27 protein-coding genes are annotated in these 25,969 nt (G+C 37.1%); 9 read left to right on the top strand and 18 right to left on the bottom strand.

Features of this window, described 5'->3' with window-relative positions; translation table 11 throughout:
- Nucleotides 1-84 precede the first annotated feature (84 nt).
- The 4 genes from CZ490_RS00765 to CZ490_RS00750 all read right to left on the bottom strand — a co-directional run bounded on the left by CZ490_RS00765 (nucleotide 85) and on the right by CZ490_RS00750 (nucleotide 3,073).
- A complete protein-coding gene (locus CZ490_RS00765; protein WP_077617080.1) occupies nucleotides 85-504 on the bottom strand; it encodes a universal stress protein in 420 nt (139 codons plus the stop codon).
- A gap of 189 nt (nucleotides 505-693) precedes the next feature.
- Complete coding sequence (locus tag CZ490_RS00760) at nucleotides 694-1,050, bottom strand: putative zinc-binding protein (protein ID WP_077617079.1); 357 nt, start codon at nucleotides 1,048-1,050, stop codon at nucleotides 694-696.
- Nucleotides 1,051-1,183: 133 nt separating this feature from the next.
- Nucleotides 1,184-2,596: a SpoVR family protein gene (locus CZ490_RS00755; protein WP_077617078.1), complete on the bottom strand. Its 1,413-nt coding sequence runs from the start codon at nucleotides 2,594-2,596 to the stop codon at nucleotides 1,184-1,186.
- Nucleotides 2,597-2,716: 120 nt separating this feature from the next.
- Nucleotides 2,717-3,073: a DUF3889 domain-containing protein gene (locus CZ490_RS00750; RefSeq protein ID WP_077617077.1), complete on the bottom strand. Its 357-nt coding sequence runs from the start codon at nucleotides 3,071-3,073 to the stop codon at nucleotides 2,717-2,719.
- 202 nt (nucleotides 3,074-3,275) lie between these two features.
- Between CZ490_RS00750 and CZ490_RS00745 the strand changes: the two genes are divergently transcribed.
- Nucleotides 3,276-3,515 carry a YhdB family protein gene (locus CZ490_RS00745; protein ID WP_077617076.1) on the top strand — a complete coding sequence of 80 codons (240 nt, stop codon included), beginning with the start codon at nucleotides 3,276-3,278 and terminating at the stop codon, nucleotides 3,513-3,515.
- A 46-nt stretch (nucleotides 3,516-3,561) separates the two neighbouring features.
- Here the strand turns inward: CZ490_RS00745 and CZ490_RS00740 are convergent, their stop codons facing one another.
- The 3 genes from CZ490_RS00740 to glpK all read right to left on the bottom strand — a co-directional run bounded on the left by CZ490_RS00740 (nucleotide 3,562) and on the right by glpK (nucleotide 9,308).
- On the bottom strand, nucleotides 3,562-5,292 hold the full coding sequence (locus tag CZ490_RS00740) for a phospho-sugar mutase (RefSeq protein ID WP_077617075.1): 1,731 nt from the start codon (nucleotides 5,290-5,292) through the stop codon (nucleotides 3,562-3,564).
- A 723-nt stretch (nucleotides 5,293-6,015) separates the two neighbouring features.
- Complete coding sequence (locus tag CZ490_RS00735) at nucleotides 6,016-7,686, bottom strand: glycerol-3-phosphate dehydrogenase/oxidase (RefSeq protein WP_077617074.1); 1,671 nt, start codon at nucleotides 7,684-7,686, stop codon at nucleotides 6,016-6,018.
- A 131-nt stretch (nucleotides 7,687-7,817) separates the two neighbouring features.
- Nucleotides 7,818-9,308, bottom strand: coding sequence for a glycerol kinase GlpK (glpK, locus tag CZ490_RS00730; RefSeq protein WP_077617073.1), 1,491 nt, complete (start codon nucleotides 9,306-9,308; stop codon nucleotides 7,818-7,820).
- Nucleotides 9,309-9,465: 157 nt separating this feature from the next.
- Between glpK and CZ490_RS00725 the strand changes: the two genes are divergently transcribed.
- Nucleotides 9,466-9,711 (top strand): HPr family phosphocarrier protein, encoded by a 246-nt coding sequence (locus tag CZ490_RS00725; RefSeq protein ID WP_077617072.1) that lies wholly within the window; start codon nucleotides 9,466-9,468, stop codon nucleotides 9,709-9,711.
- A 78-nt stretch (nucleotides 9,712-9,789) separates the two neighbouring features.
- Here CZ490_RS00725 and CZ490_RS00720 read toward each other — a convergent pair.
- The 3 genes from CZ490_RS00720 to CZ490_RS00700 form a co-directional block, all read right to left on the bottom strand.
- Nucleotides 9,790-10,952, bottom strand: a protein-coding gene (locus tag CZ490_RS00720) for an IS3 family transposase (RefSeq protein WP_142255311.1) whose coding sequence is annotated in 2 segments (ribosomal slippage) — nucleotides 9,790-10,679 and nucleotides 10,679-10,952 — 1,164 coding nt in all. Because the reading frame shifts where the segments join, the coding sequence is not laid out codon by codon here.
- 302 nt (nucleotides 10,953-11,254) lie between these two features.
- Nucleotides 11,255-12,417 (bottom strand): IS3 family transposase gene (locus CZ490_RS00710; protein ID WP_142255311.1). Its coding sequence is split into 2 segments (ribosomal slippage): nucleotides 11,255-12,144 and nucleotides 12,144-12,417, totalling 1,164 coding nucleotides; the frame shifts between segments, so codons are not numbered across the junction.
- Nucleotides 12,418-12,557: 140 nt separating this feature from the next.
- Entirely contained in the window at nucleotides 12,558-13,235 is a 678-nt protein-coding gene (locus tag CZ490_RS00700; RefSeq protein ID WP_077617071.1) for an HAD family hydrolase, read from the bottom strand.
- A gap of 185 nt (nucleotides 13,236-13,420) precedes the next feature.
- On the opposite strand from CZ490_RS00700, the gene CZ490_RS00695 reads away from it, so the two are divergent.
- Together CZ490_RS00695 and CZ490_RS00690 are read left to right on the top strand one after the other, a co-directional pair.
- Nucleotides 13,421-13,861 (top strand): disulfide oxidoreductase, encoded by a 441-nt coding sequence (locus tag CZ490_RS00695; protein WP_077617070.1) that lies wholly within the window; start codon nucleotides 13,421-13,423, stop codon nucleotides 13,859-13,861.
- Between the two features lie 3 nt (nucleotides 13,862-13,864).
- Nucleotides 13,865-14,344, top strand: a complete 480-nt coding sequence (locus CZ490_RS00690) for a thioredoxin family protein (RefSeq protein WP_077617069.1) — start codon at nucleotides 13,865-13,867, stop codon at nucleotides 14,342-14,344.
- A gap of 137 nt (nucleotides 14,345-14,481) precedes the next feature.
- On the opposite strand, the gene CZ490_RS00685 is transcribed toward CZ490_RS00690, so the two are convergent.
- On the bottom strand, nucleotides 14,482-14,883 hold the full coding sequence (locus CZ490_RS00685) for a DUF5365 family protein (RefSeq protein WP_142255317.1): 402 nt from the start codon (nucleotides 14,881-14,883) through the stop codon (nucleotides 14,482-14,484).
- 168 nt (nucleotides 14,884-15,051) lie between these two features.
- On the opposite strand from CZ490_RS00685, the gene CZ490_RS00680 reads away from it, so the two are divergent.
- The 3 genes from CZ490_RS00680 to CZ490_RS00670 all read left to right on the top strand — a co-directional run bounded on the left by CZ490_RS00680 (nucleotide 15,052) and on the right by CZ490_RS00670 (nucleotide 17,171).
- On the top strand, nucleotides 15,052-15,963 hold the full coding sequence (locus CZ490_RS00680; protein ID WP_077617067.1) for an RluA family pseudouridine synthase: 912 nt from the start codon (nucleotides 15,052-15,054) through the stop codon (nucleotides 15,961-15,963).
- 90 nt (nucleotides 15,964-16,053) lie between these two features.
- Entirely contained in the window at nucleotides 16,054-16,926 is an 873-nt protein-coding gene (locus tag CZ490_RS00675) for a sulfite exporter TauE/SafE family protein (protein WP_077617066.1), read from the top strand.
- Nucleotides 16,927-17,075: 149 nt separating this feature from the next.
- The gene (locus CZ490_RS00670) at nucleotides 17,076-17,171 is read left to right on the top strand and encodes a YjcZ family sporulation protein (protein WP_077617065.1); all 96 of its coding nucleotides are present in this window, start codon (nucleotides 17,076-17,078) and stop codon (nucleotides 17,169-17,171) included.
- A gap of 87 nt (nucleotides 17,172-17,258) precedes the next feature.
- Here the strand turns inward: CZ490_RS00670 and CZ490_RS00665 are convergent, their stop codons facing one another.
- Nucleotides 17,259-18,188: an alpha/beta hydrolase gene (locus CZ490_RS00665; protein WP_077617064.1), complete on the bottom strand. Its 930-nt coding sequence runs from the start codon at nucleotides 18,186-18,188 to the stop codon at nucleotides 17,259-17,261.
- A 447-nt stretch (nucleotides 18,189-18,635) separates the two neighbouring features.
- Here CZ490_RS00665 and CZ490_RS00655 point away from each other — a divergent pair, with 447 nt between their 5' ends.
- A complete protein-coding gene (locus tag CZ490_RS00655) occupies nucleotides 18,636-19,076 on the top strand; it encodes an OsmC family protein (RefSeq protein ID WP_159439883.1) in 441 nt (146 codons plus the stop codon).
- 38 nt (nucleotides 19,077-19,114) lie between these two features.
- Here the strand turns inward: CZ490_RS00655 and CZ490_RS00650 are convergent, their stop codons facing one another.
- The 3 genes from CZ490_RS00650 to proC all read right to left on the bottom strand — a co-directional run bounded on the left by CZ490_RS00650 (nucleotide 19,115) and on the right by proC (nucleotide 22,252).
- Entirely contained in the window at nucleotides 19,115-20,032 is a 918-nt protein-coding gene (locus CZ490_RS00650; RefSeq protein WP_077617062.1) for a ketopantoate reductase family protein, read from the bottom strand.
- A 78-nt stretch (nucleotides 20,033-20,110) separates the two neighbouring features.
- Nucleotides 20,111-21,037, bottom strand: a complete 927-nt coding sequence (locus CZ490_RS00645) for a VanW family protein (protein ID WP_159439882.1) — start codon at nucleotides 21,035-21,037, stop codon at nucleotides 20,111-20,113.
- Between the two features lie 408 nt (nucleotides 21,038-21,445).
- Nucleotides 21,446-22,252, bottom strand: a complete 807-nt coding sequence (gene proC, locus CZ490_RS00640; RefSeq protein WP_077617060.1) for a pyrroline-5-carboxylate reductase — start codon at nucleotides 22,250-22,252, stop codon at nucleotides 21,446-21,448.
- 108 nt (nucleotides 22,253-22,360) lie between these two features.
- Between proC and CZ490_RS22215 the strand changes: the two genes are divergently transcribed.
- Nucleotides 22,361-22,498, top strand: a complete 138-nt coding sequence (locus tag CZ490_RS22215) for a hypothetical protein (RefSeq protein WP_159439881.1) — start codon at nucleotides 22,361-22,363, stop codon at nucleotides 22,496-22,498.
- A 124-nt stretch (nucleotides 22,499-22,622) separates the two neighbouring features.
- Here CZ490_RS22215 and CZ490_RS00635 read toward each other — a convergent pair whose 3' ends face one another.
- The 3 genes from CZ490_RS00635 to helD all read right to left on the bottom strand — a co-directional run bounded on the left by CZ490_RS00635 (nucleotide 22,623) and on the right by helD (nucleotide 25,850).
- The gene (locus tag CZ490_RS00635; RefSeq protein ID WP_077617059.1) at nucleotides 22,623-23,180 is read right to left on the bottom strand and encodes a DNA-3-methyladenine glycosylase I; all 558 of its coding nucleotides are present in this window, start codon (nucleotides 23,178-23,180) and stop codon (nucleotides 22,623-22,625) included.
- Nucleotides 23,181-23,267: 87 nt separating this feature from the next.
- Nucleotides 23,268-23,411, bottom strand: coding sequence for a hypothetical protein (locus tag CZ490_RS22450; RefSeq protein ID WP_200801535.1), 144 nt, complete (start codon nucleotides 23,409-23,411; stop codon nucleotides 23,268-23,270).
- A 111-nt stretch (nucleotides 23,412-23,522) separates the two neighbouring features.
- The gene (helD, locus tag CZ490_RS00630; protein ID WP_077617058.1) at nucleotides 23,523-25,850 is read right to left on the bottom strand and encodes an RNA polymerase recycling motor HelD; all 2,328 of its coding nucleotides are present in this window, start codon (nucleotides 25,848-25,850) and stop codon (nucleotides 23,523-23,525) included.
- Nucleotides 25,851-25,969: the final 119 nt, after the last annotated feature.

Below are 25,969 nucleotides of genomic sequence, written 5' to 3'. Positions count from 1 at the left end.
AAATATTGACTGACTAATCATTTCGAAGCGTAGATGCTAACGGAGAGAGAGGTAGTTAAAGTCATCTACCTCTCTGTTCTTTATTTATTTTACGATTAATACGGGGCAATTGGCACGCTTAGCTACTTTATGACTGACACTTCCTAATACAAACTCCTGGAGGACATTTAACCCTCTACTACCTACGATGACGAGATCAAACTGATTTTTATTCGCATAATTGACAATAGTAGGTCCTGGTTCACCATGAAGAATGTTTATTTCATAGGACGCTCTTGTTTTCTTCAAAATCCGTTCAGTTTCTCTCAACCGAAGTCTTCTTTTATCACCAATATCCGGCCCATTCCAGTTTTCTAATATATCGGATTTAACTTTATTAGGATCAACTACGTATACAATTACAATTGTTGTATGGGAATTTCCGCTTGCAAGCATTACTGCATGTTCAGCTGCTCGCCTAGAATGCTCAGAACCATCAGTGGCTAATAGGATTTTGTTGTACATCATTAACCTCCCTTTAAAGTTTAACTAAGGAAAGATTCACGTTTATATATTAAAGCGTTTTCATATATTGTATCACTGTTTCGGCAGGCAAATATACGATAAACGGAAAGGTTTATAAAAATTGGGTGAAGAAAAGGCTATAATGTCACTTACGTTACTAGTTTCAATTCAGCCTTTTCTTATTAAACATTATTGCATTAACTCTAAAATCTGATGATATACTTTTTTCGTAAGTTGCGGATCCGGATCTACATGTTGCTTTTTGGGCACATTAAAATTTGTTAAGTCAAAATGGTGTTTTGCTTCAAGATTGTGTCTTGCAAGAATATGCTTACTGCAAGCTAGTGGGCAACCATCAATCGCAATAATGTCACGACCTGATTTTGCCGTTTTAACAAGAGGTTTAACATCCCCTCCAACACCCGCAATACAGGACATTTCAGCTACATGTTCTCGGTCCATTCTTATCGCAATTGTATTGGCTGTTTGTGCAGCTGATGAACACCCTGAGCATGAGTACACAATTGGTAGTTTATTTTTTTCCACCTATCTATCCCCTCCCTTTAGATTAAAACTTATTTTAGCTTAATTTCCATTTATGCTCAGTGAAGAAACTCACTATTTTTCAGAGATTTTTAAAAAAAGGAAGAAGCTACCCGACTAGGTAGCTTCTCATATTTCATATATACTTCCTGTGCACTGTTTTTCCATCATACGTAAATACAACGGTTTTATTTTCTAAAACGGTTTCCATGTGTACTGGTCTGCCCCATAGTTGATAGATGTATGGGAGTACTTTTTCAAGGTATTTTAAATCCAGCTCAATATCTTCGTACCAATGCTTTAAGTAGAGTTCTCCGCTTTTCAAATAATCGCCGTCATTCACCGTGATATAAGGAAAGCCTCCATTGACACGCATATTCACAAGCTGGTCCCGAACCTGTTCCCATTGCTTATCTATAATTTTATAATCACGACCTTGCTTTTGGAACAGATACATATCTTCCCGATAAACTAGATCCCTTGTTAAATAATTTCGAATGAATGAAATATCCGATTCTACTTCACGTACTTCAAAGATTTTATCGCGACCTGACCCTGGTTTTACGCCCCGCTCCATCATTTCTTTCGTTGGATTGTCGTAGCGTTCCTCAATATCCTCGAAGATTTTTAAGCCAAGGTAATATGGGTTAATGCTAGTTTTTGATGGTTGAACGACTCCTGCATTAAGCTTTGCAAACTCAATAGCTTCATCAGAAGTTAAATCCATCTCTCGTATAATACGCTGGTGCCAATACGAAGCCCAGCCTTCGTTCATAATTTTTGTTTCAAGTTGCGGCCAAAAATATAACATTTCCTCACGCATCATTGTTAAAATGTCACGCTGCCAGTCCTCTAGTTCACGACTATATTGTTCAATGAATAATAGTATGTCTTTTTCAGGCTGGGGTGGAAATTTCTTTTTCTTACGGGGAACTGGCTTTTCATTGTTAGGCTTGCTATCCATATTCCATAAATCATCGTATGGAGTTGCCTTTCTCTTTACCTCTTCCTCTTCATCATCCCCAAGACTCCAAGACAGTTTTGGCCTCATGAGAGATGGGTCAATATGCTCTTGAATAGCTAATACCGCATCCAGGAATGTCTCAACTTCAAGCTTTCCATATAAATGCTCATAATGCTTTACGCGCTCAGCAGTTGCAGCCATGCTTTCAACCATATCTCGTTTTGTATTACTAAAACGAAAGTTATTTTTGAAAAAGTCACAGTGAGCAAGTACGTGGGCAACAATTAATTTGTTTTGGATGAGGGAATTGGAATCAAGCAAAAAGGCATAACATGGATCTGAATTAATAACAAGTTCATAAATTTTACTTAACCCTAAATCATACTGGAGTTTCATTCGATAAAATTGCTTTCCAAAACTCCAATGTGAAAAACGAGTAGGCATCCCATAAGCACCGAATGTATAAATTATATCAGCAGGACATATTTCGTATCTCATTGGATAAAAATCAAGTCCAAAGCCTTCTGCAATTTCTGTAATTTCATCGATTGCATACTCGAGTGCCTGGCGGTCTGAATCTCTCACAGTTGATCTCCCCCTTTTCGTCCTTATCACAATTTATGAGGAGTTTGTCAAAATGATGAAAGGGGATTTTGTTTGTTACGTGGATTTAACGAAAAAAGCCACAAAATAGTGGCTTTTGGATTATTTAACTTCTTCAATGCTTAACGATAAAAGGGAATCTGTTTGGGGATTAAACAAAATCATTACCTTCGCTGTAAATGTGCGATCTTTTGTTTGAACTTTTAACTCAAATGTATCCTTCGATTGCGTATCTGTTAGGTTCTCTCTTCCCTTATATTGATAATCGCTTATCTTGCTGTCCACATAATTCATTTTTGCTAATTCAACCGCAATCCTGCCCCATTTTTCATAATCTGTTGGAAGCTGTTGTTCCTGTTGTGGTGGTTTTTGTGGTGGTTTCTGCTGTGCACCTACCGATGGACCACCCAGAAAAAGAAACATGGTACACAAAATTGAAATTAACATTCGTTTTTCCACGGTTATTACCTCCTATGTAAAAATCACTTGTATTTTGCGCTTTTTCATTAGAGATTAGTCATTTTATTTTTACCAGTTCTAATGCATTTTCAGTTCTGCTTACTATTCAAATTTGTATTGGATTCTTGCCCAAGATTTACAGCGAGAAAAAACAGCATTTCTCCACAAACTATAATCAACTCCTTAAAGGAGGGAAAAAGCAGTGAATAGTGTAGATTACGACAAAGCGCTTTATTACACGCATAGATCACAGTGGGACAACCTACTTATTTTGATGGTTCGGACAAAGGATGATTTTCTTTCCAAAAAAATCGAACATTTTTTACATGCCTATAATTTTGAAAAAGACTATTCCGTTATTGAACGACAGTTATATTCTTTACTCCGCTATATAGACCATGCATCGACAGAAAGTATGGAGGAGCTAGCCGCACATATGTAAGTGGGGATTGCCTTTATTGAAAAAACAGGACCCGCGGGTCCTGTTTTTATTTTAAAATAGAATGAACTTGTTCCATAACATCTGATGAAATGCTATTTAAGACATTTTGACTGTCTTCTAGAGAATTTCCTTTAACTCCAAAATAGAATTTCACTTTTGGCTCTGTGCCAGAAGGACGTAAACAGAACCATGAACCATCTTCTAAGAAATACTTTAAGACATTTGATTTTGGAAGCGTAATTTCCTCTTTTTTGCCTTCTTCAATATGAGTACGAATACTTTCTTTATAATCTTCGATGAGATTTATCTTGCGACCCGCAACAACTGTTAGTGGCTCACTTCGGAAGCTAGCAAGAAGATTATTAATTTGCTCTGCGCCTTCCTTCCCTTTTAGAGTTAAGGATTCAAGACCTTCACGATAATAGCCATACTTCTCGAAAATTTCCATTAGACCTTCATACATAGTCATACCTTTGTTCTTATAATAAGCGCAAACTTCTACTGCTAAAAGTGCCGCTTGAACAGCATCCTTATCTCGAGCAAAGTCTCCAATTAAGTATCCATAGCTTTCTTCGTAGCCAAATTGGAATTTGTATTCTCCAGTTTGTTCGTATTGCTTAATTTTTTCACCGATAAATTTAAATCCAGTCAATGTATCGACCGTATCAAGTCCAAATGATGTAGCAATTTCTCGTCCTATTTCGGACGTAACAATTGTCTTTAGCACGATTCCATTATCCGGAAGAATACCTTTCTTTTTCTTTTCAGATAAAATGTAATGCAGCAGAATTGCCCCCGTTTGGTTTCCTGTTAATACAACATATTCACCGCTGTTATCCTTAACAGCTACACCTAAACGATCTGCATCGGGATCTGTTCCAATTAGTATGTCTGCGTCAATCTTTTTACCTTCAGCAATTGCTAATTCGAATGCTGCGTGTTCTTCAGGGTTTGGTGACTTTACAGTAGAGAAGTTCGGATCTGGTAGTTCCTGTTCTTTTACTACTGTTACATTCTCATATCCAAATGCTTTTAATCCATTACGAACTGGCTTGTTTGCTGTTCCGTGAAGCGGTGTAAAGACAACTTTAACTCCTACTTGTGACAGTTCAGGATTAATTGAAATAGTTTTTAACTTTTCTGTATAAGCGTTATCGATTTCAGCACCAATCATTTTAATAAGTCCTGAAGCCTTTAATTCTTCTTCACTACTCACTTTTAGTTCTAACTCGTGTTCGATTGCATTTACTTTTTCAATCACTGTATCAGCAGCCTCAGGTGGTAGTTGTCCACCATCAGAACCATATACCTTGTAACCATTATATTCTGGTGGATTATGGCTAGCTGTTACTACAATTCCAGAGAATGCGTTTAAATGACGAACAGCATAAGATAGTTCTGGTGTTGGTCGAAGTTCATCAAATACATACGTTTGAATTCCACGTGAGGCAAGGGTTTTCGCTGCCTCCATAGCAAATTCAGGTGATTTGTGACGAGAGTCATAAGCAATCGCAACTCCACGACGTTTTGCCTCTTCCCCGAAAGACTCAATAAAAGCAGCAAGCCCCGCTGATGCTTTCCGTACTGTATATAAATTCATGCGGTTTGTCCCTGGTCCGATTTCCCCACGCATTCCACCAGTTCCAAACTCAAGGTTTTTGTAAAAGCAATCTTCAAGCTCTTTTGGATTGTCTTTTTTTTCAAGCAACGCATTTTTTATTTCTTCATCTAACCCGGGCGTGTTCAGCCACTGGTTATATTTTTCCATCCAGCTCATGTTCGATGAACCTCCATTTTAAGTTGTATATTACTTGTATGTTTTATCTTCTACTTATTCTATATAAAATCCTGTTAATTTCCAATGTTTTATTCAAGTTTGTCTGTTATCTATTGTTATGTAGGTAGTTGCAGGCTTGTATTTTGGCAGTTGCCTCTTGGTTTCCACTAATTTTATCAAAGTGAGCGGATAGTTGTTGGCTTTGCTGGTTCGCATTCTCCTAATTTTATCCATTTGCGTACCTGCATTTAAGGTTTGCTGGTTCGCATTTACCTAATTTTATCCATTTGCGTACCTGCATTTAAGGTTTACTGGTTCGCTTTTTCCTAATTTTATCCAAATACGTACCCGCATTTCGGGTTTGCTGGTTCGCATTCACCTAATTTTATCCATTTGTGTACCTGCATTTAAGGTTTACTGGTTCGCTTTTTCCTAATTTTATCCAAATACGTACCTGCATTTCGGGTTTACTGGTTCGCTCTTTCCTAATTTTATCCAAATACGAACCTGCATTTCGGGTTTGCTGGTTCGCTTTTCCCTAATTTTATCCAAATGCGTACCTGCATCTCGGGTTTACTGGTTCGCATTTACCTAATTTTATCCAGATGCGCACCTGAATAACACCCTACCTTGTAACTATCCCTACGGTGCCATACATCCAAATCAGTTTGTCCCCAACTCACTAAAAAAACAGGCGAATTACTCCGCCTGAATCCATACAAATTACATGTCCCTTTCACTGGCCTCGGTCGCTACTTTGATATAGGATTCGACTTCGGCTTCGTAACCTCGCTTTTCATCTTCAGTCCAATTAAACTTTACAGCCATATAAGCAACAATCTCTTCTTTCCATTTGTTAACCCATGCTATATTAAAAAACATTGCTCCTGTACGTCGAATGAGGAAGTCAATTGGCTTTGTCACCATTTCATATTGAATTCCATATTCCAAAGCCGCAAGTACAGGTAATGAGAGAGCTGTTTTATGTGCTTGATCCCTATAGTCTTGCATGATTCCTTTTACCAACTCAATATTTGATCCATATAAACGAGTGAGCCTTTCAGCGTCTTCATGAGTTAGCTGAAATTCACTCACTAGTTCTTCGACCTTACTTTCCACAAACAATGGAAATTTTTTCGATCCACCGACGTTTCCACCTGATATCGGAATATTTTTGGTTTGGCAAGGTTTGAGTACAGCTTCCCCTTCCTCTTCTAAAAGCTTCCCTACTTTGTCTACGACGATTTCAGCCATTTTGCGATAACCCGTTAATTTTCCACCTGCTATGGTAATCAAACCTGAATCCGATACCCAGATTTCATCTTTACGTGAAATTTCAGACGGATCTTTTCCTTCTTCATAAATCAAAGGGCGTAAACCAGCCCAGCTTGATTCAATATCAGAATCCTTCACATCTACATCTGGGAACATATAGTTAATTGTCTTAATTAAATACTCTCGGTCCTCTACCGTTACTGTTGGATGCGCAGTGTCTTTGTCGTAAAATGTATCCGTCGTTCCCACGTATGTTTTTCCGTCTCGAGGAATTGCAAACACCATTCGTCCATCAGGAGTATCGTAGTAGACCGCTTGTTTTAGTGGGAACTTTGATTGATCAATTACAATGTGGACACCTTTAGTTAAGCGAAGGACTTTCCCCTTTTTTGAAGAGTCTGCTTCCCTCATCTTATCAACCCAAGGCCCTGTAGCATTAACGATTTTTTTAGCATAGATTTGATATTCTTTTCCTGTTAGTACGTCTACTACTTTTACTCCCTTAACCTTTTCATTTTCATAAATGAACGATTCCACCTTGGCATAATTGACCGCTTTCGCACCTTTATCAACTGCCTTTTTCATGACCTCAATCGTTAAACGAGCATCGTCCGTTCGATACTCTACATAATACCCGCCGCCTTTTAGGCCATCTTTTTTAATGAGTGGTTCTTTAGCTAGCGTTTGCTCCACATTCAACATCGAACGTCTCTCTGATCTTTTTACACCAGCTAGAAAGTCATATACACGAAGGCCAATTGATGTTGAAAATTTCCCAAACGTCCCACCCTTATGTAGGGGTAAGAGCATCCACTCTGGGGTTGTTACATGTGGACCATTTTCATAAACAATAGCTCTTTCTTTACCTACCTCGGCTACTAAACCTACTTCAAATTGTTTTAAATAGCGTAGGCCACCGTGCACAAGTTTAGTGGAGCGACTGGATGTTCCAGCTGCAAAGTCCTGCATCTCAACAAGAGTTGTTTTCAAACCACGGCTAGTAGCATCAAGTGCAATTCCAGCACCTGTAATCCCACCACCTATAATAAATAAGTCATGAACTTCCTTTTCCATGTCAGCTAAAATTGAATCTCGATCTAAGCTGGAAAACTGTGACATAAAACCCCACTCCTTTAAAGTGATAGAAAAAAGAGACCACAAAAGACATTGTTCACATCGTGACAATGGCTCCTGCGGTCTCTCCAAATCTCCTACCGAATAATTAACTTATCTCTATAATAGCATAATTTCTATTTGAATGCCATCGCTGCCTGTACGGCCTTTTTCCAGCCGCTATATAGCTCTTCGTGTTGAACGTCACTCATTTTTGCTTCAAACGTACGGTCAATTGCCCATTTACTCGAAATTTCAGCTTGATCCTTCCAGTAGCCAACTGCCAATCCAGCAAGGTAAGCTGCCCCTAAAGCAGTTGTCTCATTAATAACCGGTCTCTCGACTGGTACTCCTAAAATTCCACTTTGGAATTCCATCAGAAAGTTATTTTTAACAGCTCCACCATCTACACGGAGTGTCTTTAGAGAAATACCAGAGTCTGCTTCCATTGCAGTGAGGACATCTTTTGTTTGGTATGCCAATGCTTCTAATGTTGCACGGATGAAATGTTCCTTTGTTGTCCCACGAGTGAGCCCGAATACAGCACCACGAACATCGCTATCCCAATATGGTGCACCAAGCCCAACAAATGCAGGGACTACATACACACCTTGAGTTGAATCAACCTTTATCGCATATCCTTCACTATCTTTCGCATCTTTAATCATGCGAAGCCCATCACGAAGCCATTGAAGTGCAGATCCAGCTACAAAAATACTTCCTTCTAATGCATATTCAACTTTACCGTTCAATCCCCATGCAATTGTTGTTAATAATCCATGTTTTGAGTGTACTGCTTTTTCACCCGTATTCATTAACATAAAGCAGCCTGTACCGTATGTATTCTTGACCATTCCCTGTTGGTAACAGGCTTGCCCGAAAAGAGCTGCCTGTTGGTCACCTGCAGCGCCAGCAATTGGCACTTCTTGGCCAAAGAAATGGTAACCGGCTGTCTTGGCATATACTTCCGAAGACGGTCTAACCTCGGGAAGCATTGACTTTGGAACAGTTAAGTGTTCTAACAACTCATCATCCCATTTTAATTCATAGATGTTGTACATCAATGTTCGAGATGCATTTGAATAATCCGTAACATGAGCCTTGCCTCCAGATAGTTTCCAAATTAACCATGTATCTATTGTTCCAAATAAAAGTTGGCCTTTTTCTGCTTTTTGTCGTGCCCCCTCTACATGATCTAAAATCCATTTCACTTTTGTTCCTGAAAAATAGGCATCAATTAATAAACCAGTTTTTTCGCGGAAAGTTTCGTTTAACCCTTTAGCTTTTAAATCCTCACATATTTCCGCTGTTTGACGAGATTGCCAGACAACTGCGTTGTACACGGGCTGTCCTGTCTCTTTGTCCCAAACTACTGTGGTTTCACGTTGATTCGTAATTCCAATTCCAGCAATTTGACTTGCTTTTACACTAGCTTCGGATAAAACCGTCGCCATGACTGATAATATCGTGCCCCATATCTCGTTTGCATTATGCTCAACCCAACCTGGTTTGGGAAAAATTTGTGTGAATTCCTTCTGTGCCACATGAACAATTTCACCTTCTTGATTAAATAAAATAGCACGTGAACTTGTGGTCCCTTGATCTAATGAAAGTATGTATTTTTCCAAGTTATTTCCCCCTTAGAACTCTCTTATTACATTAAATTAACACGCTTACATATTTTTCGCTACTGCAAATGGTCTGTAATTTTAGGTCTAAAAATACATTTCCAGAATAAATGTAGTAATGGTCCATTAAAATTACCTCTTTAAGGAGTGGGATGATTTGATCGAAAAAGAAATTACCGTAACTATTAAGGAAGGATTACATGCAAAGCCGGCTGGTGAATTAGTTCAGAACTTGAGTCGATTTACAAGTGATGTAGAATTTCATTTTAAAAATAGATCATATAATGCAAAAAGTATTTTAGGACTAATGGGAGCAGGAATCCGTGAAGGACAGACAATCACTGTTAGAATCGATGGTCCTGACGAAGAGGAAGCCTTTGCATGGCTTAGAAGTTTTATTTAATCACAAAAAAATAAAAACCACGATAGGATATCTGTATGATATGAACTGACCCGCCAAAATGGGAATTAGAAAAAACACCTATGCTACCTGGCGTCCATATTCAATTGGAGCCAGGTAGTTTAATTTTGCCTGTATTCGTTTTTCGTTATAGTAATACATATATTGATTCACAATCTCAATTACTTTAATATTAGTGATAGAAGATCTTCTATGGTCTTTGAATCCTTCCGACTTTAGCGAGGAGTGAAAGGATTCAATTACGGCGTTATCATGGCAGTTTCCTTTACGGGACATGCTTGTGATAATGCCTTTTTCTTTTGCGAAATTTTGATATGCATAGGATGTATATACTGATCCTTGATCACTGTGCAATAGAACTTTTTTAGGTCTTCGCTTTTTTATGGCCTCTCTCAATGTACTCAATACAAAATTCGTATCTTGTACTGAACTTACCGTATAAGCGACTATCTCGTTATTATACAAATCCATTATTGTTGATACATAAAGCATAGAAGAGCCATATGGTAGGTATGTAATGTCAGTTACCCACTTTTCATTTGGTCTTTCTGCCTTAAAGTTCCGGTTAAGAATGTTGTCCACAATAATATTACTTTCGCCATTGATATGTTTCTGTCTTTTTACTTTAATCTGACATTGAAGATTGAACTTTTGCATTATAACTTGTACAGTCTTGCGATTAACCTTAATGTTATAACGCTGTTTTAGAAGAGCTTTAATTTTTCTATGTCCATAATGATATTTAGTCTCTTCGCAAAGGCCGATTATAAGCTTTTCTAATTTTTTTGGCCCTCGATTAATGTATTTCTTTTTCCAACGATAAAATGTAGATTTTGGTATTTCTAGAACACTGAGTATATCAATTACTTTATATCTTTTTGATAACTCCTCTACCAATTCAATAACTACTTGCGGAACCAGCTCCTTTCGAGTTCTTTGTACTTTTTTAAAATTTCAATTTGCATCTGAAGATGCTTATTTTTGTTGCGTTCTATTTCAAGTTCATCCTGGCTTCCTGGACCTTTTCCATAACTGTACTGTTTTCCAATAGGCTGTTCAAAACGATAGCTTTCACCATTACGATCCCAGCGCATCCATGTCTTTATTTGTGAGACATTCTTTATCCCCAATTCATTCATAATTTCTGAGTTTGTAAATCCATTCTTTTTCATTTCTACTGCTTTTACTTTAATCTCTGATGGATAATGTACCTTTTTCCCCATATAAAAACACCCTCCATAAAAATCGATTAGTTATTAACTAAATTCGATACAGGGGGTGTTTTTTCCTTGTCTCATTTTACTGGGTCACTCTAATATTCATCGTGGTTTTTGTATTTAATATAGGTACGTCATCAAGGTCTCTACTCACCCTGATTAGTTTTTCCTCTTTCAATCCTAGCAAGTAATTGATTTAACTCAATCGAAGCCATCGAAACCAAACGATCATCTACCTCACAGAAATCTAGATCCTTTGTAACCTGGTTANTGAACTGACCCGCCAAAATGGGAATTAGAAAAAACACCTATGCTACCTGGCGTCCATATTCAATTGGAGCCAGGTAGTTTAATTTTGCCTGTATTCGTTTTTCGTTATAGTAATACATATATTGATTCACAATCTCAATTACTTTAATATTAGTGATAGAAGATCTTCTATGGTCTTTGAATCCTTCCGACTTTAGCGAGGAGTGAAAGGATTCAATTACGGCGTTATCATGGCAGTTTCCTTTACGGGACATGCTTGTGATAATGCCTTTTTCTTTTGCGAAATTTTGATATGCATAGGATGTATATACTGATCCTTGATCACTGTGCAATAGAACTTTTTTAGGTCTTCGCTTTTTTATGGCCTCTCTCAATGTACTCAATACAAAATTCGTATCTTGTACTGAACTTACCGTATAAGCGACTATCTCGTTATTATACAAATCCATTATTGTTGATACATAAAGCATAGAAGAGCCATATGGTAGGTATGTAATGTCAGTTACCCACTTTTCATTTGGTCTTTCTGCCTTAAAGTTCCGGTTAAGAATGTTGTCCACAATAATATTACTTTCGCCATTGATATGTTTCTGTCTTTTTACTTTAATCTGACATTGAAGATTGAACTTTTGCATTATAACTTGTACAGTCTTGCGATTAACCTTAATGTTATAACGCTGTTTTAGAAGAGCTTTAATTTTTCTATGTCCATAATGATATTTAGTCTCTTCGCAAAGGCCGATTATAAGCTTTTCTAATTTTTTTGGCCCTCGATTAATGTATTTCTTTTTCCAACGATAAAATGTAGATTTTGGTATTTCTAGAACACTGAGTATATCAATTACTTTATATCTTTTTGATAACTCCTCTACCAATTCAATAACTACTTGCGGAACCAGCTCCTTTCGAGTTCTTTGTACTTTTTTAAAATTTCAATTTGCATCTGAAGATGCTTATTTTTGTTGCGTTCTATTTCAAGTTCATCCTGGCTTCCTGGACCTTTTCCATAACTGTACTGTTTTCCAATAGGCTGTTCAAAACGATAGCTTTCACCATTACGATCCCAGCGCATCCATGTCTTTATTTGTGAGACATTCTTTATCCCCAATTCATTCATAATTTCTGAGTTTGTAAATCCATTCTTTTTCATTTCTACTGCTTTTACTTTAATCTCTGATGGATAATGTACCTTTTTCCCCATATAAAAACACCCTCCATAAAAATCGATTAGTTATTAACTAAATTCGATACAGGGGGTGTTTTTTCCTTGTCTCATTTTACTGGGTCACTCTAATATTCATCGTGGTTTTTGTATTTAATATAGGTACGTCATCAAGGTCTCTACTCACCCTGATTAGTTTTTCCTCTTTCAATCCTAGCAAGTAATTGATTTAACTCAATCGAAGCCATCGAAACCAAACGATCATCTACCTCACAGAAATCTAGATCCTTTGTAACCTGGTTAGGTATGACAACACAATACATACCTGCACGTTTAGCAGCTAGTGCCCCGTTTGCAGAATCTTCAAAGACAACACATTCCTCAGGTGACACACCCAAGCATTTTGCTGCTTCTAAAAATAGGGCTGGGTCTGGCTTTACCTTTTCGACGTCATCTGAGGTCCGAATGCACTCAAAGTAATCCAAAAGACAAAGATTTTTCAAATGATTTGACACCCAATCATAAGTCGAGCTTGATGCTAGCCCTATTTTTAATCCGGCTTTCTTTGCCGCTGAAAGATACTCCTCTACACCAGGTAATGCCCCTTCATTTTTCATTCGTTCATTAAACCGATCGCGTCTTATCTTCGTTAATTTCTCATGGTCTACTTTTTTACCAATTTGCTCTTCCAAATATGTTAAAGCATTAAATCCTGCCTGGGTTCCAATTACTTTCCCCCACACCGACAGTGGAAGCTCTGAACCATGTTCTTGAAAAATCTCATTCAATACATTGTATTCATTCGTTTCTGTATCATAGATTAGTCCATCAAAATCAAAAATAACTGCCTTTATCAAAACATCATCTCCTGTCTATCTAATCCACCTTCTATTATAAGGAACTATAAAGGAATGTCCATTTCTGCAGGTTCAAAAATGACACAAAATGTTCACTGGATATCTTCACTTCAAGATTTTACATTTTACATTCACTATTTGAGATACTATAATTTTTAGTATACTTATCTGGAATGAGGGGTTCGATGAATTCTAAACTAAATGAAAAGGTGCTGGAGACATATTTATTTATAGCGTTTGCTGCCGCACTAATATCCACACTTGGTAGTCTATATTTTTCAGAAATCCAGAAATTTATACCATGTGAATTATGTTGGTATCAACGTATTTTTATGTACCCTCTCGTAATCATTTTGGGAATCGCTATTATTAAAAAGAATTATTCTATTGCACTCTATTCATTTATTCTATCTTTAATTGGTGGTTCTATTTCAATCTATCACTATCTAGTTCAAAAGATTCCAGCTGTCGGTGAAAACTCTCTTGCATGCGGAATTGTGCCATGTACTGGCCAATATATTAATTGGTTTGGTTTTGTAACAATTCCTTTTCTAGCACTTATAGGTTTTACAATCATTGCTATTACTAGCTTCTTAACATTAAAAAAATTGAAAGAAGGTAATTAAATCTTGAAAAAGGTAATTATTTTTACAGTCATAATCGTCGCTATCTTTGGAGCACTTGCATTTGTGACTACACAACAAAACAAACAGCAGGCAGAAGGAAATCCATACGGAAAGAAAAACCTTGATCCTGCAACAATTAAACAGCTTGATGATCCAAACTATGGAAATCAGATTTTACCTGATGAATTGGAGACGAAATTGGAAAATGGGGAAACAATGACTGTCTATTTCTATAGTCCAACCTGTCCACACTGTCAAGAAACAACTCCTGTTATCGTTCCAATGGTAGATGATATGGGACTTGACTTAAAAAAGTACAACCTTCTAGAGTTTGAAGAAGGTTGGAATAAATACGGAATCGAATATACGCCCACATTGATTCATTTTGAAAATGGCGAAGAGGTTTCACGTCTGGTGGGTTATCATCCAGACCATAATGAATATAAAACATGGTTCGAATCAGCAACGGCTAGTTCAAAATAATAGAAAAATCCCTGCTCAAACATTTTGAACAGGGATTTTTCGTTCTTGTCTAGCTTCATGCGCCATCGGCTCTCAGGTCTAAACCGATATATTGGCACCTACGCATTACTAGTAAAGGCTGCCGCTGCCTTTATGTATTAAGCTAGATATTGATTTGCTGGTTTTGAATATTTACTTAGGCTTTGTGTGTTATTCTCACGTTGAAACTCTTCAATCTTGAATGGGAATAAATAACCATAATCATTAAGAATCTTCACGTTTTTTGTAAAGATATCCTCATGATTTTCCTGGCAGCCCTCTTCTTGAATGGTTTCTAGTACTGCAATAATTGCTTGAAGGCTTGATATGACTTTGAAAGCCTTATCCAATGTGCGGTTATAGTAGGCGTCTTCCTCTTTTGGAGTTAACACATTCCATTCTTCTAATTTTCCAATATACTCATCTTCAAAGTAATTTGGGAAGATAGAGGAGTACATGTAATCTATTAGCTCCGTAATATGATGCTCCTGCTCCGGAGTTGATGCTACTACAATTTTCAATGTAAAACCCACCCTTATATCTCCATAGTAAATCTAGAATAACATAGGGTTCTTCGTTTTTGGTACGGTAAGTCTTTCCTCTAAATCCACCATTCTCTTTCTTTCATCACCTGGTTTGGATATACTTGTAAAAGATAAAATTGAAAGAATTTCAAGAGGATGATTATATTGTTTACAAAGAAACTAGGGGAATGGTTTGAGATATCAATACCAAGTAGTTGGGACGGTATTACAATTGAGGATGCCCTGAAAGTAAAATGGGAAATGCCTAAACAAATGCTCCATCAATTACGAATGGAAAAAGGTGCAAAACTTAACGGAGAAATCCTCCCTTGGAATACATCTCTTAAAGTGAATGATAAATTCCAAATACACCTATTTATGGAAGATGAGTACGGGGTTCAGCCAGAATACAATCCTAATTTACAAATTTTATTTGAAGATGATCATCTCCTGATTGCAAATAAACCATCAGGAATGGATACCCATCCTAACGAAGATAACCAACTTGGTACTTTAGCAAACGGGATTGCCTATCATTTTCAAGCACATGGCCTGTTTACAAAAGTTCGTCATATTCATCGTCTCGATCGTGATACAACCGGTGCTATTATTTTTGCAAAACACAAATTGGCTTCGGCAATTTTAGACCGAAGACTCGAAAACCGGGAGATTAAACGAACCTATGTCGCCCTAGCCCACGGTATTTTTAGGCAAAAAAAAGGCATGATTGATGCTTCAATAGGACGCGACCGCCACCATCCAACTCGTAGAAGAATATCCCCAAAAGGGCAAAAGGCAATTACAAAATATAAAGTAATACAAACATTTCCTGCTAAAAAAATGTCCTTAGTAGAACTTGAACTCCTAACAGGACGCACACATCAGATTCGAGTGCATTTAAGCCATATAGGTCACCCACTTTTGGGAGATACTTTATATGGTGGAAAACCAACTGTCCCTAGACAGGCTCTACATGCGGCAAAAATTAAATTGCTTCACCCATTAACAAATGAAGAAATTATATGTGAAGCACCATTTTTGGATGAACCACCAATTTTCGAAAGTGCATTTTTCTAAATTGTCTGGTTTTTAGGTCTTGTACACATGCAGGATTTAGATTTTTCCTGTATAATGAACAACAGAGTGAATAAGGAAAGGAGTTTGCCATTGCAGGACTTACTTATTTACGTTGTATTGGGTCTAAGTATCGGAATCATGTCTGGCTTTTTTGGCATTGGAGGCGGGTTTATTCTTACCCCAACATTAATCCTTTTGGGGTTTTCTCCAGTAACAGCAATTGCCACAAGCCTATTGTATACAGTTGCAACATCACTCTCTGGAGTAACTGCGCATTTTCGCCTAAATAATATTAAATGGGAAACATCCATCATTATTGGAATAAGTGGGATTATCGCTACTCAGCTTGCCCATCCATTTGTGATATTACTTGAAAGGTATCAACTAGAAAACACGGTTATTCCATTAATGTACCTAGCTCTCATTTTATACTTTTCTATTTCAATACTCGTGAGCAAATCTCCTAGCAAGGAGCAGCCAACCAGTAAAACAGAATATTCGTATATAAAAATTGTGTTGATCGGTTTATTCGCCGGTTTTATTTCAACTGCATTAGGGGTAGGTGGAGGATTCATTATTGTTCCATTATTAATCAGTATCCTTTCCTATCAAACAAAATATGCTGTGGGTACAAGCCTGCTTAGTGTATTTATGATTGTTGCGGCAGGTTTTACAACCTACGCTTCTTCAGTTCAGCTTGATTACGCAATAATCGGCATCCTGATTGTTGGAGCCCTTATCGGCGGCCAAATTGGAGCAAAAGTAACAAATGTGTACGAGGATAATCAGGTTCGATACTTTTTAGCTGGGTTATATATCGCCACTGGGGTCAGCTTAGTTTTTAAGCTACTTCATCTTGACTTTGTCGGACTGCTTCTTTTGTTTACGTATTGTTCCTTTATGCTAATCCATTTTGTGCTTCATTCTCATCGACTTCGCCTTAAAGAGAAAGAAGCCGGATAACCAAACAACACCCCATCAATTAAGGGTGTTGTTTTTATTTTCTAGAAATCTAGGGTAATACCTGTTTTTCACTTTCTCCATGATTGTCCATTTCACTTATTCATTTACCACATACTATATAGTATCTCTCAAAGAAGGAGGTGCTATATATGGGCTATAATGGAGGCGGAGGCAACAACGGCTTTGCGTTAATCGTGGTTCTATTTATCCTATTAATTATTGTAGGTGCTTCTTACTGGAACTAATCAAAAGGTACCTGTGCGTATCCACCACGTATCCACACCATATCTCCTCGAAAGGGATCTGAAGGCCGTAGCCTTTAGATCCTATTTTTATTTATGACTATCTAACCAGTGAATAATATCTTTGAATACCTCTTCTTTGTTCAATTCATTTATTATCTCATGGCGGCTATTTTCATATAACTGAACAGTTACATCTTTGATTCCTATTTTCCTATACATCTCTGCAGCTTGAAGAACACCCTTTGAAAAATTACCCACAGGGTCTCTATCACCTGCTATAAAGTACATCGGTAATTCCGGTTCAATTTTTTTATTAGCATGCTGGTCATTCACTATTGCAACACCACTGACTAGATCATAGAAAAAGCCAGCAGAAAATACACCACCACAAAGGGGATCCTGGATATATTTATCTACTTCTTTTTCGTCTCTTGTAAGCCAATCGTATTCAGTTCGTGCTGCTTTAAAGGCCTTATTGTATCTTCCAAAGGTAAGCTTGTTCATAAGATGACTCTGTGTCTTCTTTCCTTTACGTTTCATTTCTAGCCGAGCGATTCCGATTCCCACCTTGCCAATTAAGCCTGGGTCCCCACCTGTCCCTGATAGTATGACACCTGCCAATTCGGCTCCATATGTCTGTATATATCTCCGTGTTAAGAAAGAGCCCATGCTATGCCCAAAAAGAAAAATGGGTAGGTTAGGATGAAGATTCTTAATAACCTCTGTTAGTTGGTACATATCTTTAACAACTAGATTGAACCCATTTTCTTCTGCAAAATACCCCATTAAATTTGCGTTTATCCCCGTTTGACCATGTCCTCGATGGTCGTTACCATAAACAACATATCCCTCTTTGATCAACGCTTTTGCAAAAACATCATAGCGTCCAATATGTTCAGCCATTCCATGTGAAATTTGAACTATTCCTTTTGGAGTTAAATAGCTCTCTTCTACCCATTTTTTACAATAGATTTCGGTACCATCATCTGCTACAAATGTAAAATCCGTACAACTCATTCCCATAGCCTCCTTTTAAAATAGTATATTTTTCAGTATAAATAATAGAAATAAATTTGGTAACAACCACCTATTTTCATTCAGTAGAAGGTCCGGTAAAATAAAGGCATAACAACAAGTGCTGTGATGTTCGTTTCCTAGTATTGTTTCAACCGAATACTAATTATTAGGGAGTTTAAGAGATTAGCTTGCAACACCAGGCCATCAAATATGCCAAGGCGCATTTGATTTTCATGGAAGGTGACGCAATTTATGCAAACTCCCACCTGTGAGAGTGCAGGTTGTGAAACAATATGGGGACGGCAATTGTGGCATTCCCTTTGTATTTCAAAGCTGGTTCCGTTAACGGAATCAGCTTTTTGTTTTATGTACAGATTCCTTTCTTGTTTCCAATTTTTGTGCATATAATAGAAGTATAAGTAGTGAAACTACGAGGGGATGAATGAGATGAGTCTTTTTACAGTGAAAGGAACATGGACCGGCGATAGAAACGGTGAAGGTACGATTACCACAGATGGGCTTCAAACTACCGTTTCTGCTCCAAAGCAACTTGATGGCCCAGGTGTCGGTGCAAATCCTGAGGAATTGCTAATTGCAGCAGCAACAAATTGCTATATGCTTACTCTTGCTGCAATTCTTTCTAACCGTAATATTGAATACACCCACTTTGAGGTCGAAACAGATGGAACCGTGAAAAAAGATGGTAAGCGTTTAGTATTTGAAAGTATTGTTCATAAACCAGTACTTTTTGTAAAACAGGCTGACAATGAATTACAAGAAAAAGTAATTCAACTTGCTCATCGTGCAGAGAAAGCCTGCTTTATTTCACAGACGCTTAAAGGTAATGTTGAGGTAACCGTTGAACCTGTTGTAAAAGTAGTTGGATAATAGGTACACCCCTTAATTTTTATAAGGGGTGTATTTGTTTACCCTCTTTGTACTTGATACACCCTTAAACTTGAATAAATAAGCTCTAATAATGGAGTCTCGATACCCTTTTTCTGGGCAATATTATACAAATAACCTTGTAGTTGATCCGCTTCGATATCTATTCCTTTTTCCATATCACGCTGCATCGATGACTTCATCTCATATGTCATTGAGTTTGTTGTTTCTAGATGCTTTTCCTCAATATCTTCATCTATTGGAGCACCAATTGACCTCATTACAGCACCAATTTCTTTCAAAAGATTTAAGATTATCTTCTGCCCATTGTTTTCTTCTCGTATCGGACCTATTGGAGATCTCATTAAAGATGTCACTCCTGAGAGACAAGTAATAAACATATACTTATGCCACATTTCCCGAATGATATTGTCACTTAATTGAATGGTTGTTTTTGTGCCTGACATCACTTTTGCTAATTTTTCAATACGTTCCGTTCTTTCCCCTGATAATTCCCCAAAGTTAGCGCGGTGGTTAGGGCTTGATTGAATAATTTTCCCCTCGGAGTCCAATGTTGATTCGATAAAACATAAGCCACCGATTACATTTTCGGGGTTGAATTTGGACTTGATAACATCTACATGACTAAAGCCGTTTAATAACGGGAGAATCATTGTGGCTTCACCTACATATGGCTCAATACTATGTAAAGCACCGTCCAGATGATATTGTTTTGTTGATAGGATTATGACATCAAACGTACCCACCTTCTCACCCGATAAAATGGTCCTCGGTTGAAGTGTCACATTTCCATGTATGCTTTCGATTTGAAGACCATTTTTATGTATTTGTTTTTGGCGATTTTCACGTACTAAGAAGGTTACATCTTCACCTTTTTCAAGTAATCGCCCCCCAAAATAGCCACCTACTGCTCCAGCTCCTACAACTAGTATTCTCAAAAACTTTGCAACCCCTTTCATACTAACTTATTGATAGTATAACAGAAAAAAGACCAGCTTCGCTGGCCTTTTATTCTACTAATTTGATACATAATTTGCTGCAGAACGAACTTCAACTTGAAGGGATCCACCCTTTACATATGATTTTAATACAACTGGATAAGGACGATTGTTCGCAAACTTAAAATCTAAATAAGGATAAGCAACCGTTGCGTCATGACCAAGCGGAACATATCCGACTGGTTTTGAATGATGATGAATTTGGACAATTTCAAGACCCGCTTTAACAACCGCATTATAGAGAGTACTTGAAGTTTGACAAACTCCTCCTCCATAACCCGGAACAAATTCTTTATTAACAATGACAGTCGAAAGCGCATATCCATTATCCTTGGAGGCATTACCTACAACTGTATTAAAAGAAAATTGGTCTCCTGGCCCCAATACTATATCATTGATTGCATCTGCAGATTTTTTTATATTAAAGGTTCTTCCTTCTACTGAAGCATTGAAGTACGTAGTGAAGCTTCCAAGGGCAACTTCACTTATCCCTTCTACTTGTTCTTGTGTAACATTTGGGTTCGTTTCTTCAATTGGCAGTATGACCTGTTTGGTAAAAATAGAATCATCTAGTAATCTAGTGACAAGCTCATCTTCAATTAGTATCATTCTACTTTGGCCAGGCTGCAGCTCTCCAGTTGTTGATAGTTTTGCAGGTTTCATCGGTCTGTCAATTGATGCGGCTAAATCACTTGCTAATTGAGTAGCCTTTGCTTGTAATTCCTCTTCAGTTTGGTAATCCGCCATATTCAATACTTCAATAACAGAATTATCTCGAGGATCAATAATAGAAACTTCCCGAGCCCCAATCCCCTGTTTTGCCTCAACGCTTTCAACTGGTGCAACATGATGCAATTCAACACTTACTGGTTCTTTTTTCTCGATGAGACTACAACCACTCATTAAAAATACACCCAATAATAATGGTAAAGTTGATTTCTTCAAGTTACTCTCTCCCATAGTTTACTTGTCTTCGCTTTTTTCCTGGACAATGTTACAAATATTAAAAGTGGTTAACAAAGGAACTTACATAGGCATTTTATTATGAAAAAAAGAATATATTCCTATTTACTGTAAGTTCTAGATTTACCTTCTCGTACATTGTAAGTAGACTAAGATGTTGGAAGATTGGAGTGAAATTTTTGGTAAGAGTAGTAGCTTGAAATCAGAAGAAGTTAACCAGTTTTCACTACATTAGACGTTGGAACTTTCATTTTCGTTACATTTTTAGTAACATTTGACATATTTTCATTATACGTTCTTATTAAAGAACAAATCAACTAAAATAACTGCAATCAGTATTATTGATTACAGTTTTTTAGGCCTAGAGAACAGTCTGAATGCTTTTCTAGGTTAACTTGATAATTCTTTCGACTTTTCTGTACAACTTTCCATTGCTGCAATTACACTTGCTCGGAAACCTTGTTTTTCAAGTGTTGCAATTGCTTCAATGGTTGCGCCACCCGGTGTGCAAACATCATCTTTCAGTTCCCCTGGATGTTTTCCTGTTTCTAGGACCATTTTTGCCGCACCAAGTAGTGCTTGGGCTGCAAGTTTATATGCTTGATTACGTGGAATCCCTTGCAAAACAGCCCCATCTGCTAAGGCTTCAATAAATAAATAGGCATATGCAGGTGAAGAACCACTTACGGCTGGAATAGCATCCATAAGCCTTTCCTCTATAACCTCTACCTTTCCATATCCCTCAAAAAGTTGAACAACTTCAAATAAATCTCCTTCATCAATTGATGAACTTACACAAAGGGCACTCATTCCTTCACCTACTAAGGAAGGTGTGTTTGGCATGGAACGTACTACCTTCATTGGTTTTCCAAACTGTTTTTCAACATAATCCAGTGATATTCCAGCAGCTATTGTAATAATTATCGTCTGATCATTAACGGACTCTCTCACCTCGTTAATGATCTCCCCGTACAAATTTGGTTTAACCGCGAGGAACAGTAAATCTGCTTGGGCTGCCACCTCATTGTTGTGAATTGTTGTCCTAATTTCAAATGCCTTCTCGGCATGTTGAAGCGAATCCTCTGTTTTTGCACTTACGATGATTTGTTCTGGTGTAACGACTTTGGACGTAATAATTCCCTGAATCATAGCTTGGGCCATTTTCCCACAACCAATAAAACCTATTTGTTTGCTCATTATAAACCACCTCTACTTATTATTATAAAGAAGTTTTGCCGTCTAAAAAAATTACACATACTTGTCGATTGTCTGGACATACTAACTCCCAAAAAGAGGTGACTAAACATGTATCGATTCGAAAGACTTCTTGATACCGTCTTTGGGTACTCAGGATGGCATGACCTTACAAATACCTTGGCTCACAAAGAAAGAGAACTTGGCTATTTGTACGAAGATGAAGACGATGACAATTCAAATATGTAATAGAAAAGGTAAAAACGCATACGATATCTAATGTAAATTAACAATGAAATTAAATCAGAAATTATTCGGACAAGTGTAACTACATTTTGCTGTGCCTTGTCCGAACTCTCGGTAACTTCAGACGCTATGTACGGTTATAACAATGACAACTAACGATATGGTCATTTACCATTCCAGTTGCTTGCATAAATGCGTAGCAAATCGTGGGGCCAACAAATTTAAAACCGCGTTTTTTTAAATCACGACTTAATTTATCACTAATTTCCGTAGTGGCTGGTACTTCGGCCAAAGTTTTAAAATGATTTATAATTGGTTTACCATCAACGAATGACCAGATATATGATTGAAAACTTCCAAATTCCTGTACCACTTCAAAATATGCTTTTGCATTTGTTATAACTGCTTGTATCTTTAATCGGTTTCGGACAATACCTTCATTTGACAAGAGTTCTTCTATTTTCACTGAATCATATGTAATAATTTTTGATGGATCAAAGTTATCAAAGGCCTTGCGATAATTCTCTCTTTTTTTTAAGATTGTATACCAACTAAGACCAGCCTGTGCTCCCTCTAAATTTAAATATTCAAAGAGGAGGCGATCGTCAAAAACTGGAATACCCCATTCATTGTCATGGTAGTCAATGTAAAGGGGATCCTCATTAACCCAACCACACCTATTCAAAAGTCTCCCACCTTTTTATCCTGATAAAAGAATTATAACAAAAAAATGGGGAATTAGAGATTTCGCTCTATTCCCTTTAGACATCATTCATTCCTTTATCCCTTCAAGCCAATCTTGATAGCATTCCTTGCATAATGTTTCTTCTCGTTCTCCTTCAATATTTACAAACGCTACATAATGAAATCTTTCATTTTCAAAAGGGTCATGGCAATAAAAACAATTTGTCGTCATTTTTCTACCTCCTTATGAAGAAATCTTTTTCTTATTTTTATCTTTCCTGGCATCTTTTTTTCACGTTAATAATATCCAAATAAAAAAAAGAACCAGCATACTTGCTGATTCTCACATTTCTATATATTTTTCCTTATTAATTCCATTAAAGAAAAAGCTTCTTTTGCCAATTGAAAAGACTCGTAATTCATGCATAGCCCTTGTACATGCGGTATAAAAAAGTTTTCTTTCGTATTCTCTACCGTATACCTCATTGGATGCATTATAAATAATCACGGCATCAAACTCAATTCCTTTAGCCAAATAAGTCGGTAATACCAAAACACCTTTATCATATTGATAGGATTCTTGGCTCATTAAACGAATTTGGATTTTATCTCGTAACGCCTCGAAAGCTTCTTTGCTTTCTGTATCTGTTTTGCAGATCACCGCAATTGTTTCATGACCTTTGTCTTGAAGAGTTTTAATATGTGCAAGTAGTTCCTCATGTAGGTTTTCTTTTGTCTGCACTTCCCTATACGATGGAAATGCACCAGAACGATTAAATGGTTCTATTTCCTCACCACCAGATACAATCCCTTTTGAAAACTCAACAATTTCTCTTGTAGAACGATAACTTTTCTTTAACTGGATAACTTCATATTTTTCGTCCCCATAGAGTTCTGGTGATAGTAGGGTCGGAGCCCCCATTGTATGTGCATATATGGCCTGATTGTAATCCCCCAGTATTGTCATACGACAATTCGGAAACAATTGCTTTAGATATTCAAACTGGAAAGGAGAATAATCCTGTGCCTCATCGATGAATAAGTGACGGATTCCTGTGTTAGATTTTTTTCCTTCAACCAGATCCTGCATGTATAGAAATGGAGTTGTATCTTCATAGGTCAGATAATTATTTTGCAAACTTTTTATAGTATAGAAACAAATTTCTTGCCATTTCTCTGTAACGTTTTTCTCTTTCGCATAAGTAAATAATTGGGAGTATAATCCTTTTATATCAAGATAATCAAGTCTTTTAATTGCTTTTTTTATTGGCTTAAAATGTTTTCGTACGATTTCTTTCGCGATTAATTTTTCTTCACGTTCATAGTCATCAAAGGTCTCCTCGGAAAACTCACGTTTATTCTGTAATTGGTTAAAAATCTCAAGGTGCTCTTCCTTTTCCATCAATTCTGCTTCTTGTAGGACCCAATCTTTTTTACGTTCTTTCCGCTCACGCTTAATGACTTCCTTAATTAACCACTCTGTTACCTTTGTTAATCGATTCGGTATTGATGTCGTTGTGTATAATGAATAAAAATAGTCCTGAATATCATCCTTTGAAATGATTTTTTTCTGTTTAAAATAAATATCTTTAAAAAGAAGTCCTTGTTCCCCAAGTTCTTTTACATACGTATCAATAAGGGTCTTGAAGGCAAGGGTTGCTTTAAATGCAATCGATTGAAGCCTCACTTTATAATCAGACTTCTCCATAGCTGTTAATAAGTATTCCATCTGCTTAAATGGATCTTCCACCTCGAAAAGATTATCTAATCGATATCGCGCATACTCTTGGAAAGTCGATTGTTGCATATTTTCTTCTCCTAATTCAGGTAGAACAGTCGCAACATAGCTATTAAATAAAGGGTTTGGAGAAAATAACATAATATTATTTGAACTTAGCTGTTCCCGATAGCGATATAACAAATAAGCAACCCGCTGAAGAGCAGCCGACGTTTTTCCTGATCCAGCCACACCTTGAACGATTAAATAGCGGCTCTTTTCATTCCGAATGATTTTGTTTTGCTCCCGTTGTATTGTAGCCACAATGCTTTTCATTTGAGTATTCGCATTGTTACCAAGTACCTCTTGAAGCATTTCATCTCCAATCGTGACACCTGTGTCGAACATGCTTTTCAATTTTCCGTTTTTTATAATGAATTGACGTTTTAACGTCATTTCCCCTGTTATTGTTTCATAATGTGTTTCATACTTGGCTGGGCCTGGATAATAGTCATAGTACATACTTGAAATTGGTGCTCTCCAGTCAAAAATTAAGAAATCCTCTTCATTCTTGTCTAATAAGGAAGCAATTCCAATGTAAATTTTCTCTGCTTTGTCTTCTCCATCTTCAAGAAAATCAAAACGACCAAAGTAAGGCGATTCTTTAAGTCTGTCCAGCACCTTCATTTGTTTATGAATCTGCCGATGGTTTCTTTCACGTTCACCTAATAGTTCGGATTGTTGTTTGATACTTTGAAATGTTTCAAGGACGTCATCAGGCTCATCAAGGTTGACAGTTACATCCTCCCAAAATGATTTACGGAGGTCGACAATCTCACCTTTAATCCCCCCCACTTTGGATTCAATAGCCTCCTTCTTGCTGTCGATGACATCAAATACATCTTCTAGTCTGTCTTGTTCCTTATTCCAGTGTGTCTGTTGTTGTTTCTCCATGAACACCACTCCTCGTTAAGTGAACTTCTGTCTCTACCCAATGAAAGTTTGTTGACAAAGCGATTTTGTTGTTATATAATTATAATAGGGTAAATTGAACGCTTTTATGATACATATCT

This window comes from Litchfieldia sinesaloumensis (genome assembly GCF_900156865.1).
In the GTDB taxonomy this organism is placed as follows: domain Bacteria; phylum Bacillota; class Bacilli; order Bacillales; family Bacillaceae_L; genus Ferdinandcohnia; species Ferdinandcohnia sinesaloumensis.
Note: the sequence above shows the minus strand (reverse complement) of the source record. Positions and strands in the feature narration are given on the sequence as shown.

Coding starts and splice junctions, on each gene's coding strand:
- CZ490_RS00740 (WP_077617075.1), bottom strand. CDS start 5,292: ATGAGCTGGATGGAAAAATATAACCAGTGGCTGAACACGCCCGGGTTA.
- CZ490_RS00735 (WP_077617074.1), bottom strand. CDS start 7,686: ATGTCACAGTTTTCCAGCTTAGATCGAGATTCAATTTTAGCTGACATG.
- CZ490_RS00670 (WP_077617065.1), top strand. CDS start 17,076: ATGGGCTATAATGGAGGCGGAGGCAACAACGGCTTTGCGTTAATCGTG.
- proC (WP_077617060.1), bottom strand. CDS start 22,252: ATGAGCAAACAAATAGGTTTTATTGGTTGTGGGAAAATGGCCCAAGCT.
- CZ490_RS00765 (WP_077617080.1), bottom strand. CDS start 504: ATGTACAACAAAATCCTATTAGCCACTGATGGTTCTGAGCATTCTAGG.
- helD (WP_077617058.1), bottom strand. CDS start 25,850: ATGGAGAAACAACAACAGACACACTGGAATAAGGAACAAGACAGACTA.
- CZ490_RS22215 (WP_159439881.1), top strand. CDS start 22,361: ATGTATCGATTCGAAAGACTTCTTGATACCGTCTTTGGGTACTCAGGA.
- CZ490_RS00655 (WP_159439883.1), top strand. CDS start 18,636: ATGAGTCTTTTTACAGTGAAAGGAACATGGACCGGCGATAGAAACGGT.
- CZ490_RS00665 (WP_077617064.1), bottom strand. CDS start 18,188: ATGAGTTGTACGGATTTTACATTTGTAGCAGATGATGGTACCGAAATC.
- CZ490_RS00695 (WP_077617070.1), top strand. CDS start 13,421: ATGAATTCTAAACTAAATGAAAAGGTGCTGGAGACATATTTATTTATA.
- CZ490_RS22450 (WP_200801535.1), bottom strand. CDS start 23,411: ATGACGACAAATTGTTTTTATTGCCATGACCCTTTTGAAAATGAAAGA.